Genomic DNA, 13,289 nt, shown 5'->3' on the forward strand with positions numbered 1-13,289 from the left:
ATATCTCCGACGTGCGCGTGGGCGCGGATCTCCTTTCTGCAACGATAAGGGGTATGCGCATCGCTAACCATGTCGTCGATCTGATCGGAAACACCCCGCTCGTTCGGTTGAACTCCGTGGTGGGTCCGAACTCGGGACTGGTGGCGGCGAAGGTGGAGTACCTGAACCCGGGCGGCAGCTCGAAGGACCGCATCGCCGTCAAGATGATCGACGCCGCTGAGAAGGCCGGGCTGCTGAAGCCCGGCGGCACGATCGTCGAACCGACCTCCGGCAATACCGGTGTGGGCCTCGCCCTGGTCGCGCAGCAGCGCGGCTACAAGTGCGTGTTCGTCTGCCCCGACAAGGTCAGTGAGGACAAGCGGAACGTGCTGCGCGCCTACGGCGCCGAGGTCGTGGTCTGCCCGACCGCGGTCGCGCCGGAGGATCCGGACAGCTACTACAACGTCTCCGACCGCCTGGTGCGCGAGATCCCGGGCGCGTGGAAGCCGGACCAGTACTCCAACCCGGGCGGCCCGGAATCGCACTACGAGACCACCGGCCCGGAGATCTGGCGCGACACCGAGGGCAAGATCACACACTTCGTGGCGGGCGTCGGCACCGGCGGCACCATCACCGGCACCGGCCGGTACCTGAAGGAGATCTCCGGCGGCAAGGTCAAGATCGTCGGCGCGGACCCGGAGGGCTCGGTCTATTCCGGCGGCACCGGCCGTCCCTACCTGGTCGAGGGCGTCGGCGAGGACTTCTGGCCCACCGCCTACGACCCGGCCATCCCGGACGAGATCATCGCGGTCTCCGACGCCGACTCCTTCGAGATGACCCGTCGCCTGGCCCGTGAGGAGGGCCTGCTGGTCGGTGGCTCGTGCGGTATGGCCGTGGTGGCGGCGCTCAAGGTTGCCGAGCGCGATCCGGACGCCGTGGTGGTGGTGCTGCTGCCGGACGGCGGCCGCGGCTACCTGTCCAAGATCTTCAACGACCAGTGGATGAGCTCCTACGGCTTCCTGCGCACCCGCCTCGACGGTTCGGACACCGAGGTGCACGTGGGAGACGTGCTGCGCGGCAAGTCCGGTGAGCTGCCGGACCTGGTGCACACCCACCCGCAGGAGACGCTGCGCGACGCCATCGAGATCCTGCGCGAGTACGGCGTCTCGCAGATGCCGGTGGTCGGTGCGGAGCCGCCGGTGATGGCGGGCGAGGTCGCGGGTTCGGTCACCGAGCGCGATCTGCTGTCGGCCGTCTTCGAGGGCCGCGCCAAGCTCACCGACCCGGTCGCCAAGCACATGAGCCCGGCCTTCCCGCTCATCGGCGCGGGCGAGCCGGTCGTGGCGGCCACCAAGCTGCTGGAGTCCACCGACGCCCTCATGGTCGTCGAGGACGGCAAGCCGGTCGGCGTCATCACCCGCCACGACCTGCTCGGTTTCCTCAGCACCGGCGCCCTCTCCTAGGTCGCGGCCGAGTATTCGCCGCCCGCCGGAACCACAGCTGGTTCCGGCGGGCGGACTGCTTTTCGCGGCTGCTCATCTCGCGAATCCGACGGTACGGAACCACCAGAGCGACGCCAGCGTCCATGCCAGCACGAAGCTGGTGAAGACCAGGGCGCCGAGGATCGGCAGCAGCCAGCCCGGTGTCCGATTCAGCCGCAGCGTCAGCATTTTCGAGGCGAAGGCGCCGTAGAACACCACGCCCGCGACGGAGTGCGCCATGACCCGGCCCGTGACGCCCCGGCCGAACTGGAAGCCGAAACTGTAGAGGCAGTAGAAGGCCACCGGCAGGCTGAGCAGGAAGGCCAGCACGCCGCGCAGCCGGTGGTAGATGTGCACCGATCGCGGCGCGTGGAAGCGGTAGATCCAGACGGCGGTCAGCAATTGGCCGCCGATCAGCACCAGCACCACGCTGCTCAGGTACGCCTTGAAGATCTGCGGTGCGGAGAAGCCCCAGGTGGGCAGGGGCTGGGTGCCGGGCCAGTAGTGGGTGCCGGCCATCCCGAGCGCGATCGCGACCGCCGCGCCGGCCAGCAGCACCGGCACCGCGATCAGATTGCGCCGAGACGCGGTGAAAACGTCTGTCAGCAAGGACTCTCGCCTCTGTGATTGGTGTGTCAGAAGGGGCATTGGAGATACCTCGACGGGTTACAGCCGACGGGTGCGTCGCCCGCGGTGCGGGCCGCGGTATGCACCGTTGCGGCGTCTTTATATTGCGTGAAAATTGGGACGAATGTGATTCGTGATAACCAATGTGGATTTGCTGAGCTGTTACTTTTGGAATGTGAAACGCCGATGAACGGCAAGAAATCAGGCAAATATCGGTATATCGCGATCTTGGGGCGATATTTTTCTGTGATCCGAAACACTTTGCGTTTCAAATTGAATCACCAGGTCAGTGCTTGTATTGATGCAGGTCCCGGGGCTGCTCGGCGAGCCAGTTCACCTTCTGTTCACTTTTGATTCAGGCTGTGTTCATAGCACGCAACCAAGCTGTGACCTTGTCGGAAACAGACCGCAAGTCTGAATGGCGCAAGGAGATGTGAACACACATGCGGAACGTGATCACTACATCGGTGCAATGAGGCACCGCGGCCGGAAGGTCGCAAAGGTCTCCACTGCACTCCGCGCAGTGTGCCAAACCCATTGACCCATAACGGGTTTCACAACAGCATCCACAACAGCCCGAGGTACGCAGACAGGCGTCGTGAGGCGCCTGCATGATCCTGCGCTGCCTTCTTCAGGCCCGCGAGCCCGAAACCGAACAGGAATCCAAATTCGCCATGCCCAAGAATGTTATGACTGCTCTCAGTGACCCTGCTAGACGTAGCAAGGTAGTTGCCACCGCTCGTACGGCCGGTGCCGCCGCCCTCGCTCTGGGCGTCTTCGGCTCCATCATCACCGCCGCCGGCGCCGCCGCCAGCGGAGATGTCCAGCCGGCCGCGCTGAAGGCCTCCCTGGCCGTCGCCGCGCCCGCCGCCGCTCCGGTCAAGGAACAGCCCGCTCCCGCCCCCGTCCCCGCCCCCGCGGCCGAGGTTGCGGCTCCGGCCCCGGCGCCCATGCCGGCCCCGCTGCCCGCTCCCGAGCCGGCGCCGGCCCCCGCGCCGCCCGCCCCCGTCTACGAGGAAAACCTGGACGGCTGGATCCGCCACGCGCTGGACATCATGGCCCAGCACGGCATCCCGGGTAGCTACGACGGCATCTACCGCAACATCATTCGCGAATCCAGCGGCAACCCGCAGGCGATCAACCTGTACGACTCCAACGCGGCCATGGGCATCCCGTCCAAGGGTCTGCTCCAGGTGATCGACCCGACCTTCAACGCGTACCACGTCGACGGCACCGCCTTCGACGTCTGGGACCCGGTCGCCAACATCGTGGCTGCCTGCAACTACGCGGCGCACCGCTACGGCTCGATGGACAACGTCTTCAGCGCCTACTGATCCGGTCCGACGACGTACCGGACGACACCGCGATGGCCTGCCCGATGAGGGCGGGCCATCGTTGTCGTCTCGGCCCGCGGTGCCTGTCGCTGGAGTCTCGGTGGCGGCCGTACCGCCATTTGGCTAATCTCAGGCATCTGATTTGGCAACTATTTCGCAAACGAGCGAACTCGACGATCGACCAGGCGTATAACGACCCCGAAGAGCAGTTCCGGCACACGGCCGGAACGGATAGCGAAGGGACGGGGTCATGCACACCTCGAGTTCGGCTATCGATATCCAGATCGGGCAGGGGCTCTCGAACGCGTGGAGTTCCATCGCCACGTGGGTGCCCAAATTCGTCGGGTTCCTGGTCATTCTGTTCATCGGCTGGCTCGTGGCCAAACTCGTGGCCAAGCTGGTGACCCGGATCCTGAACCGAGTCGGGTTCGATCGGCTGGTGGAACGCGGCGGCATCAAGGACATGCTGGCCCGCGGCAGTTACGACGCCACCGGCATCATCGCCAAGCTGGCCTATTACGCGATTCTGTTGATCACGTTGCAGCTCGGCTTCGGCGTCTTCGGCCCGAACCCGGTGAGCACCATGCTCAACGGCATCGTGGCCTGGCTACCCCGGCTGGCGGTCGCCATCGTCATCGTCTGTATCGCGGGCGCGATCGCGCGCGTCGTGCAGGACATGGTGTCGAACATGCTGAGCGGTCTGGACTACGGCCGCATGCTGGGACGCATTGCGGCGGTGTTCATCTGGGGCATCGGCATCATCGCGGCCCTCAATCAGATCGGGGTGGGAAGCTCGGTCACCATGCCGATTCTCATCACGGTGCTGGCGACGATCGGCGGTGTTCTCGTCGTCGGTCTCGGCGGTGGCCTGATCCGGCCCATGCAGGAGCGGTGGGCGGGCTGGCTCGACGCCATCGAGGGCGAAATGCCCGAGGTGAAGGGGCATGCGCAGGCCTATCAGCGGGGCCGTGAGGATGCGGCCCGCCAGCGGCAGGCGCAGGAGGCGGCCATGTGGGCGCAGCGCTCGGCGACCCGGCCCATGATGGCGGGGCAGGGCATGGGCCAGATGCCTCCGGGCAAGTGGGCCGAGCCCGAGAGCGGCCAGATGGGTTACGGGCAACCCGGATACGGCCAGCAGGGCGGCCACGGACCGGGCGGCGGTGGCCAGATGCCGCCGCAGCAGCCCGGGCAGATGCCGCCGCAGCAGCCCGGGCAGATGCCGCCGCAGCAGCCCGGGCAGATGCCGCCGCAGCAATCCGGGCAGATGCCGCCGCAGCAATCCGGGCAGATGCTGCCGCCGCAGTCTGGGCAGATGCCGCCACAGCCTGGCCATATGCCGCAGCAGCCCGGCCAGATGCCGCCCCAATCCGGACAGATGCCCGCACAACCCGGCCAGATGCCGCCGCCCGGACAGCCGATGCCGCCCGGACAGCCCCCACGTTCCAGCGGGCAGATGCCGCGGCCCGGCAGTCAGGACCGGGGAGATCGCGACGACATGGCCTGATTCCGTGCCGCCGGAAACCGAGCAGCCCCGGGGTCTCTACCCGGGGCTGCGTCACGTCATCGTGAGGTCAGGAGGCGCGGGCCAGCGAGCAGACGCCCGCCAGGCGCAGGTGGAGCCAGTCGGCGTCCTGCCAGTCGAGCAGGGAGTGGGGGAGGACGGCCTCGGCTTCGCGCAGGTCCTCGAGGATGCCGCGGGCGTAGCCGGCCAGCAGGACACTTGCCGGGACGAGGCCGGAGTTATCGACGCCGAGGTCGAGGATGTCGCGGATGGCCGCGGCATGCTGGTCGATCGCTGCGGACACACCGGGGAAGACGGCCGCGGCCTCCGCGGCGGGGGCTCCATGGGTGCGCTGCAGGCGGTTCAGGGTTTTACGCGCCGAAACGACGAGCAGGGCGGAGCCGGGCACAAACACCCGGTGATGCTAGCAATCGACCGGCACCTGGAGGACCGGCTGTGACATATCGCGCAATTCGCCGGAACTGCCGGTCAGCGGAACGCTTTCGCGCCTGTCAGGGCCTCGCCGAGGACGAGCTGATGCACTTCGGCGGTGCCCTCGTAGGTGAGGACGGACTCCAGGTTGTTGGCGTGCCGCAGCACCGGGTACTCGAGGGTGATGCCGTTCGCGCCCAGGATGGTCCGGCACTCGCGCGCGATCTTGATGGCCTCGCGGGTGCTGTTCAGCTTGCCGGCGCTGATCTGCTCGTTGGAGATCTCGTGCCGATCCTTCAATCGGCCGAGGTGCAGCGCCAGCAGTTCGCCCTTGCCGAGTTCGAGCGCCATGTCGGCCAGTTTGGCCTGGGTGAGCTGGTAGGCCGCCAGCGGCTTGTCGAACACCTCGCGGGTCCGCGCGTATTCGATTGTGGCGGACAGGCAGTCGCGGGCCGCGCCGAGCGCGCCGAAGATGATGCCGAACCGCGCCTCGGACAGGCAGCCCAGCGGCGCGCGGAGTCCGCGGGCCTCGGGCAGCAGGGCGTCGGCGGGCAGCCGGACGCCGTCGAGGGAGAGTTCCGCGGTGATCGACGCGCGCAGCGACAGCTTGTGCTTCATCTCGCGAGCGCTGAAACCCGGTGTGTCCGTGGGTATTACGAATCCGCGGATCACATCCCGCTCACCCTCGCGCGACTGCGCCCACACGACGGCCACGTCCGCGACGGACCCGTTGGTGATCCACATCTTCGACCCGTCGAGGATCCAGTCGTCCCCGTCCCGCCGCGCTCGCGTTCGCATGCCGCCCGGGTTCGAGCCGAAGTCCGGCTCGGTCAGCCCGAAGCATCCGATCACCCGGCCCGCCGCCATCTCCGGCAGCCACCGCAGCTTCTGCTCCTCGGACCCGTACTTGTGGATCGCCGTCATGGCCAGCGACCCCTGCACCGAAACCATGCTGCGCACACCCGAATCCACGGCCTCCAGCTCCAGGCAGGCCAGCCCGTACGCCGTGGCCGACGTCCCCGCGCACCCGTACCCGTCCAGATGCATCCCCAGCAGCCCGAGCTTCCCCAGCTCCGGCGCCAGCTCTCGCGCCGGAAATGTCCCCGCCTCGAACCATTCCGCCACCCCCGGCCGCAATCGCTCCGCGGCGAAGGCGCGCACCGTATCCCGGATCGCCCGCTCCTCGTCACTGAGCAGGGAATCGATGGCGAACAGCTCGTCCACGGTGACCATGCGCCCACCCTAGAACCGCCGCCGGCGGCTTCACAACGCCGCGCCGGGACCGGGCCGACGGCCGGCAGCGCCGGGTCCGGTGCCGACCGCGCCGGCGGCCCGCTCGGTCTGCGGGGTCAGACCAGGGGTTTCCGCTCCGAGCAGGGTGCCGGCCGTGGTCGTTCGGCGCGCAGGCAGCGGTGGCTGCGGTGCGGGCCCGACCCGGGGCGTTGGCGAATCTGCAGCGTCTTTAGGCTGTTCGCATGAGCGAGCTGGGTTTTTCTACACGGGCGGTGCACGCCGGGTTCGATCCGGACCCTCAGACCGGTGCGGTGAACGTGCCGATCTATGCGAGTTCGACGTTCGCCCAGGACGGTGTCGGCGGGATGCGCGGCGGGTACGAGTACGCGCGCACCGGGAACCCGACCCGGACGGCGCTGGAGGCGAACCTGGCGGCGCTCGAATCCGGCACCTACGGGCGGGCTTTCGCCTCGGGTATGGCGGCCACCGACTGCGCGATCCGGGCGAACCTGCGGCCCGGTGACCACATGGTGATCCCGAACGACGCGTACGGCGGCACCTTCCGGCTCATCGACAAGGTGTTCACCCAGTGGGGGATCGAGTACTCGGTCGCGCCGGTGTCGGATGTGGACGCGGTCGCCGCGGCCATGCGGCCCAACACCAAGCTGGTGTGGATCGAGACGCCGACCAACCCGCTGCTGAACGTCGGCGATATCGCGGCCCTGGCCGACGTGGCGCACGCGGGCGGCGCGAAGCTGGTGGTGGACAACACCTTCGCCTCGCCCTACCTGCAGCAGCCGCTGCTGCTGGGCGCGGACATCGTGCTGCACTCGACCACCAAGTACCTGGGCGGGCACTCGGACGTGGTGGGCGGCGCGCTGATCACCAACGATCAGGAGATGGACGCCAAGTTCGCGTTCCTGCAGAACGGTGCGGGCGCGGTCCCGGGCCCGATGGACGCCTTCCTCACCATGCGCGGCATCAAGACGCTGGCCCTGCGCATGGACCGGCACTGCGACAATGCCGAAACCATTGCCGAGTTCCTCGCCAACCACCCGAAGATCGCCCAGGTCATCTACCCCGGCCTGCCCGAGCACCCCGGCCACACCGTGGCCCAGAAGCAGATGCGCCGCTTCGGCGGCATGATCTCGGTGCGCGTCCACGGCGGCAAGGACGCGGCCCTCGCCTTCTGCGCCAAGACCAAGATCTTCACCCTCGCCGAATCGCTCGGTGGCGTCGAATCCCTCATCGAGCACCCCGGTGCCATGACCCACGCCTCCACCGCCGGCTCGGCCCTCGAGGTCCCCGCCGACCTGGTCCGTCTCTCCGTCGGCATCGAGGACATCAGCGACCTGCTGTCGGACATCGAGCAGGCCCTGGCCTGACCACCTCCCCGAGCCTTTAACGGGCGGCCGGGTGCCGTGCTCGGTCACACACCCGTGCCGGCGGTCGGGATCCGAGCCGATTTCGGGGGTACCCGGTGAGTTACCCCGGGCCTCCCGAAATCAGCTGTCGCTTTCCGAAAAACAAAGCGCCGCACCATTTTTGGTGCGGCGCTTCGCTGTTCGCGGCCGGTGCCGACAAACATTGCGGCCCCGGCGTCCGTGTTGGACCGGGGCCGCGAATCCGTCGGTCGTAAATCAGCTGTGGTAGGGCTCCGCGGAGACCAGCGTCACCTTCATGGTGTTGCCATTGGGCAGAGTGTATTCGCGGGTTTCGCCGACCTTGGCGTTGATGAGGGCGCCGCCCAACGGGGAGTTGGGGGAGTAGGTCTCGAGGTCGGCGCTGCCGAGGCCCTCTTCGCGGGTGGCGATGAGGAAGGTTTCGGTGTCGGTCTCGTCGCCGTCGTAGTAGACCTTGACGACCGAGCCGGGCAGGGCGACGCCGGACTTGGTGGGCGCGACGCCGACCTTGGCGTTGTTCAGCAGCTCCTGCAGCTGGCGAATGCGCGCCTCCTGCTGGCCCTGCTCCTCACGCGCCGCGTGGTAACCGCCGTTCTCCTTGAGGTCGCCCTCTTCACGGCGCTCGTTGATTTCGGCCGCGATGACGGGACGGTTGGCGATGAGCGCGCCGAGTTCGCTCGTGAGCCTCTCGTGCGACTCCGGGGTCAGCCAAGTCACGGTCTCAGTCATCTCGATCACTCCCTAGTAGTTGTCCCCGGCAAGCCGGGATTCCCTGATGCCCGCTACCGTGGCCATCCGGAGATGGGCACAGCAGCAGTGGACAGCCAGAGCGATCCCTGGGGAGAGTCCCGACAGCGCCGGCCGTCAATGCAGCAAACACGGCTCCGAACGCCGGAACCGTGTATCGCGTCATTTTAGCACGATTCGGAAAGACGCAGGTAGAAGCATCAAAGCGGGTCGCTTAACGGACGATTCACCCGGCGCGCAGATAGGCCGGCACATGGTCGCTGCACCCGTAGACATTGCCGGCGCCGGCCCGTCGGGTGGTCTTGATCGTGGTGACCACGCGGACGGTGCCGGAGTCGGAGCCGGGCACCAGGATCTCGCGGCGGCCGACCTCGTCGGTGTCGCCGTCCATGGCCCGGACGAAGCAGACGACCGCCTGGCCCGGATCCTTGCGTGTCACTTTGAAATCCACGCTGACCGTGGAGTCGTCGACGATCGTGTAGCCGATCCGATCCGGTTCGATGGCCTGCGGCCCGTAGGTGCGGTAGCCCAGATAGGAGACCCCGAGCCCGGCGAGGATGACGACCGCTCCGAGGGCGTAGGGGAGCCAGCGGCGGGTCTTCCGAGGCGCAATCCCGTACCGGTCAGCCGGTCTTTCACTCATATCGGGGACGCTCCCGGGGGGTAGGTCGGAACAAACAACGATCGGATGGAACTATAGGGAATGCATATCTGATGCCTGTGTCTGGACTCGGTACGTGCGGTCAGGGTCCGGAGGCGGAAGCTTGCGTAACCACGCAGGACCCCTGCACGTGCCAATTGATACAGCTCGACGCTACGAGGTGGAAAACGTGATCGGTGAGGTGAACGAGAAGTGAGTGGTCTTCGCCTCATGGCGGTGCACGCGCATCCCGACGACGAATCCAGCAAGGGCGCGGCGACCACCGCGCGCTATGCCGCCGAAGGCAATGACGTGCTGGTCGTCTCCCTCACCGGTGGGGAACGCGGCGACATCCTGAACCCCGCCATGGACACCCCCGGCATCAAGGACCGCATCACCGAGGTCCGCCGCGAGGAGATGGCCGCCGCCGCCGAGGCGCTCGGCGTCCGCCAGACCTGGCTCGGCTTCGTGGATTCCGGTCTGCCGGAAGGCGATCCGCTGCCGCCGCTGCCCGAGGGCAGCTTCGCGCTGGTGCCTCTGGAGGAGGCCACCGAGGCGCTGGTGCGCGTGGTCCGCCAGTTCAGGCCGCACGTCATGACCACCTATGACGAGATGGGCGGCTACCCGCACCCGGATCACATCATGTGCCACAAGGTGTCGGTCGCGGCCTTCGAGGCGGCGGGCGATCCGGAGCGGTTCCCCGACGCGGGCGAGCCCTGGCAGCCGCTCAAGCTGTACTACAACCACGGCTTCAGCCTCACCCGGCTGGAGGTGTTCGCCGACGAGTACGCGCGCCGCGGCGAGCCCTTCCCCATGCAGGACTGGATGGACCGCATGCGCAAGTACGCCGCCGAGCGCGGCGACATCATGGCGCGGGTCACCACCCAGGTAGAGTGCGCCAAGTACTTCCCGCAGCGTGACGACGCCCTGCGCGCCCACGCCACCCAGATCGACCCCAACGGCGCCTTCTTCGCGATTCCGCTCGAGATGCAGCAGCGACTGTGGCCCACCGAGGAGTTCGAGCTGGCCAAGACCCGGGTCACGACCGCGATCCCGGAGACCGACCTGTTCGCGGGAATCGACGAGGCCGATTCCGGCTTCGACGCCGCCGACACCGAGGACACCGACCGATGATGCTCACGCTGCTCGCCCAGGGCACCAACTCGCCCACCGGACCCGAGTTCGGCAAGGCGTCCCCGCTGGGTCTGGTCATCGTGCTGGTGCTGCTGGCCGGCACCATCCTGCTCATCCGGAATATGAACAGGCATATCAAGAACCTGCCCGCCGAGTTCTCCCCGGAACATCCGGAGGCGGACCAGGAGGCCGACGAGGGCACCGAGCACGGCATCGCGGCGCATGCGGATCAGGAGGCCGCGCAGGCGGAGGACACCGAGTCCGAGCCGCGCGGCGAGACCAAGCCGGAAGCCACCAACGGCACCGCCTGAATCCGCTCGGCATCCCACGACCCCGGTCCGGTGACCGGGGTCGTGGCATATCCGGGGCCGCCGGAACAAACAGCGGGCGCTGGCTGCGCGAGGAAGCGGCTGTGGCCGCGAATTCCATTGCGCTGGCGGGTGATTCGGCGGGCGGCAATCTTATCGCGGCGCTGCTGCTGGAGCTGCGCGATGCCGGGGCGGCGCTGCCCCCGGCAGCCGTGCTGCTCTCGCCCGGGTTGGATATGAGCGCTTCCGGGGTCTCCATGACCGAGCTCGACGGCCGGGACGCGATCTTCACCGCCGGCATGCTGCGGGGTGTCTTCGCCGCCTATCTGAATGGCGCTGATCCCCGAATTCGTTCGGCCTCACCGCTTTTCGGTGACCCGGCCGGCCTGCCGCCGCTGCTGATCCAGGTCGGCACGGCCGAAGTGCTGCTCAGTGACTCCGAGGGCTTCGCGGCCGCCGCGCGGGCCGCGGGCGTCGATGTGACGCTGTCGCTCGGCGAGGGTCTCCCGCATGTCCTCCCGATCATGCGGGACACCCCGGAGGCGGCGGCCGCCACCGGCGGGATCGCGGCCTTCCTGCGCGAGCATCTCGGCTGAGGCCGGGATTCAGACCAGCGTCTCGGTCTCGTACGCGGGCAGCCGGTAGTCCTCGGCCTTGGGCTCGAACAGCTTCCGGGTCAGCGGGAGCATCGGGCCCGAGGTCATGATCCGCATATTGAGCCGGCCCAGGGCGGTCAGGACCTTCGACTTCGGGAGCATCATCTGGATGCCGCCGCCGGGAAGTTCCTTGGCCGCGTCCAGAAACGGGGTCACCCGCTCCTGGTAGCGGGCCAGCGCGCCGGGCAGATCGTCCGGGGTGGCGGCGATTTCGCCGGTCAGGATGTACGCGCCCACCAACGCCATCGCCGTGCCCATGCCGGTCAGGGGGGATCCGCAGTAGCCGGCGTCGCCGGCCAGGGTGACCCGCCCGGCGGCCAGCGTCGGCATGTCGATGCGGGCCAGCACGTCGAAGTAGAAGTCGGGTGCGCCGGGCATGGCCGCGAGCGCGGTGGGCGCGTGCCAGCCGGCCTCGGCGAGCATGTCGGTGATGAGGCGCTGCTGGGCGGCGACATCGCGGCGCAGCGCGGGGTTCTCCGAGGTGCGGAGGGTCAGGATGGCCTTGGCGGTGCGCGGGTCGCGGTCGGGGCGGATGCCGACGGCGGCGCTGGGCACCGAGTGCATGGCGAACCAGCCCGGCTTGGTGTCGGCCGGGGTGGGCATGGTGAAGAAGGCGGTGTAGCCGCCCAGGTACGTGGAGAACTGTTCCTCCGGCCCGAAGGCGAGGCGACGGACCGCCGAGTGCACACCGTCCGCGCCGACCACCAGGTCGAAGCGCCCGTTCGCGCCGGAGCCGAAACCGACGGTGACGCCGGTGTCGTCCTGGTCGAGGGTCTCGATCCACTCGCCGTAGCGGTAGTCGAGCTTGCCCGGAGTTTCGGCCAGCAGGTCGAGCAGCACCTGGTTCAGATCGCCGCGGGTGATCTCGATTTCGGCGACCGGGCCCTTGCCGTCGAATGCCTCCACCGGCAGGGCGGCGTATTCGGTGCCCTTGCGGTCGACCCAGGCCATGCCCAGCTCTTCGAGCTGGTATTTGCGGATGCCCGGCATCAGGCCCATCCGCTCGGCGACCTCCTTGCTCGCGGCGCGCAGGTCGACGGCCTGGCCGCCGGGGCGGGGCGCGGTGGCGCGCTCCACGACGGTGACCCGGGCGCCGGCCCGGAGCAGTTGCAGCGCAACGGCATTGCCGGCGATGCCGCCGCCGGAAACGAGGATGTGCAGCGAGTTGGCGGTGGTGTTCATGGTGTCGGGCCCTCCCGGTTGGCTCTAACGTCTAAGACAAATGTACTAAAAGGTTCGCACGCTTGTCTAGTACAAATGTCTCAGGCATACCTGTCTGGGGATATGCGCTTCCGGGAAGGTGCTCAGCCGAGGGTCGGGGTGTCGTAGACGGTGAACCCACCCTTGCCGTCGGTGTCCATCCCGAGGAATCGATCGGCGTGGAAGGGGTTGTTGGCCAGCAGCCGCACCACGGTGTCGTCGGGGTCGGCGAGATCCAGGATCGCGCCGTACGGGCCGCGATCGATCACCTCGCCGCGGGTGTACTCCAGTTCGTCGGCGCGGGCGGCGAAGGCGTGCAGGTCGTCGACCGAGTCCACCTCCAGGGCGAATACGTCGAAGCCGCGGAAATCCGGTGTGCCCGCGCAGTATTCGCGCTCCCACAGCGCGATGCCGAAGCCGGACGGGTGCATGAGCTGTGCCCCGCGCAGCTCACCCTCCTCCCGGAACTCGCCCGCCAGGCGCAGATCCAGCAGGTCGCAGTACCAGGCGACACTGCGCGCCAGGTCGCTGACCGGCAGTTTGACGTGGCGGATGCGGACCAATCCGGCCATGGTGCCTCCTGATCGGGGTGCGGCGAGCGGGGCATGAACCCC

The 13,289-nt window shown here is 68.0% G+C and carries 14 protein-coding genes; 7 read left to right on the forward strand and 7 right to left on the reverse strand.

Annotated elements, in window-relative coordinates:
- Positions 1-53: 53 nt before the first annotated feature.
- Positions 54-1,442 carry a cystathionine beta-synthase gene (locus ACWEKS_RS25380; RefSeq protein ID WP_452342386.1) on the forward strand — a complete coding sequence of 463 codons (1,389 nt, stop codon included), beginning with the start codon at positions 54-56 and terminating at the stop codon, positions 1,440-1,442.
- 72 nt (positions 1,443-1,514) lie between these two features.
- Here ACWEKS_RS25380 and ACWEKS_RS25385 read toward each other — a convergent pair whose 3' ends face one another.
- Positions 1,515-2,069, reverse strand: a complete 555-nt coding sequence (locus ACWEKS_RS25385; RefSeq protein ID WP_452342387.1) for a DUF6529 family protein — start codon at positions 2,067-2,069, stop codon at positions 1,515-1,517.
- Positions 2,070-2,776: 707 nt separating this feature from the next.
- Here ACWEKS_RS25385 and ACWEKS_RS25390 point away from each other — a divergent pair.
- Positions 2,777-3,421 carry a transglycosylase SLT domain-containing protein gene (locus ACWEKS_RS25390; RefSeq protein WP_452342388.1) on the forward strand — a complete coding sequence of 215 codons (645 nt, stop codon included), beginning with the start codon at positions 2,777-2,779 and terminating at the stop codon, positions 3,419-3,421.
- A 250-nt stretch (positions 3,422-3,671) separates the two neighbouring features.
- Positions 3,672-4,925, forward strand: a complete 1,254-nt coding sequence (locus ACWEKS_RS25395; RefSeq protein ID WP_452342389.1) for a membrane protein — start codon at positions 3,672-3,674, stop codon at positions 4,923-4,925.
- Between the two features lie 67 nt (positions 4,926-4,992).
- On the opposite strand, the gene ACWEKS_RS25400 is transcribed toward ACWEKS_RS25395, so the two are convergent.
- Both ACWEKS_RS25400 and ACWEKS_RS25405 read right to left on the reverse strand, forming a co-directional pair.
- On the reverse strand, positions 4,993-5,337 hold the full coding sequence (locus ACWEKS_RS25400) for a DUF6401 family natural product biosynthesis protein (RefSeq protein WP_452342390.1): 345 nt from the start codon (positions 5,335-5,337) through the stop codon (positions 4,993-4,995).
- Positions 5,338-5,411: 74 nt separating this feature from the next.
- Positions 5,412-6,587, reverse strand: a complete 1,176-nt coding sequence (locus ACWEKS_RS25405; RefSeq protein WP_452342391.1) for an acyl-CoA dehydrogenase family protein — start codon at positions 6,585-6,587, stop codon at positions 5,412-5,414.
- Positions 6,588-6,829: 242 nt separating this feature from the next.
- On the opposite strand from ACWEKS_RS25405, the gene ACWEKS_RS25410 reads away from it, so the two are divergent.
- Positions 6,830-7,972, forward strand: a complete 1,143-nt coding sequence (locus ACWEKS_RS25410; RefSeq protein ID WP_452342392.1) for a cystathionine gamma-synthase — start codon at positions 6,830-6,832, stop codon at positions 7,970-7,972.
- A 255-nt stretch (positions 7,973-8,227) separates the two neighbouring features.
- On the opposite strand, the gene greA is transcribed toward ACWEKS_RS25410, so the two are convergent.
- The gene (gene greA, locus ACWEKS_RS25415; protein WP_354833370.1) at positions 8,228-8,719 is read right to left on the reverse strand and encodes a transcription elongation factor GreA; all 492 of its coding nucleotides are present in this window, start codon (positions 8,717-8,719) and stop codon (positions 8,228-8,230) included.
- Between the two features lie 244 nt (positions 8,720-8,963).
- A complete protein-coding gene (locus ACWEKS_RS25420) occupies positions 8,964-9,380 on the reverse strand; it encodes a DUF4307 domain-containing protein (RefSeq protein ID WP_379380105.1) in 417 nt (138 codons plus the stop codon).
- Between the two features lie 228 nt (positions 9,381-9,608).
- On the opposite strand from ACWEKS_RS25420, the gene mca reads away from it, so the two are divergent.
- The 3 genes from mca (at position 9,609) to ACWEKS_RS25435 (ending at position 11,415) form a co-directional block, all read left to right on the forward strand.
- Complete coding sequence (gene mca / locus ACWEKS_RS25425; RefSeq protein WP_452342451.1) at positions 9,609-10,511, forward strand: mycothiol conjugate amidase Mca; 903 nt, start codon at positions 9,609-9,611, stop codon at positions 10,509-10,511.
- The gene (locus ACWEKS_RS25430; RefSeq protein ID WP_452342393.1) at positions 10,508-10,822 is read left to right on the forward strand and encodes a hypothetical protein; all 315 of its coding nucleotides are present in this window, start codon (positions 10,508-10,510) and stop codon (positions 10,820-10,822) included. Before mca ends, ACWEKS_RS25430 begins: the two co-directional genes overlap by 4 nt.
- A gap of 83 nt (positions 10,823-10,905) precedes the next feature.
- Complete coding sequence (locus tag ACWEKS_RS25435) at positions 10,906-11,415, forward strand: alpha/beta hydrolase fold domain-containing protein (protein ID WP_452342452.1); 510 nt, start codon at positions 10,906-10,908, stop codon at positions 11,413-11,415.
- A gap of 9 nt (positions 11,416-11,424) precedes the next feature.
- Here ACWEKS_RS25435 and ACWEKS_RS25440 read toward each other — a convergent pair whose 3' ends face one another.
- Together ACWEKS_RS25440 and ACWEKS_RS25445 are read right to left on the reverse strand one after the other, a co-directional pair.
- Entirely contained in the window at positions 11,425-12,657 is a 1,233-nt protein-coding gene (locus ACWEKS_RS25440) for an FAD-dependent monooxygenase (protein WP_452342394.1), read from the reverse strand.
- Positions 12,658-12,779: 122 nt separating this feature from the next.
- Complete coding sequence (locus tag ACWEKS_RS25445; RefSeq protein WP_379441765.1) at positions 12,780-13,247, reverse strand: VOC family protein; 468 nt, start codon at positions 13,245-13,247, stop codon at positions 12,780-12,782.
- Between the last annotated feature and the right edge of the window lie 42 nt (positions 13,248-13,289).

Source organism: Nocardia sp. NPDC004711, assembly GCF_053601595.1.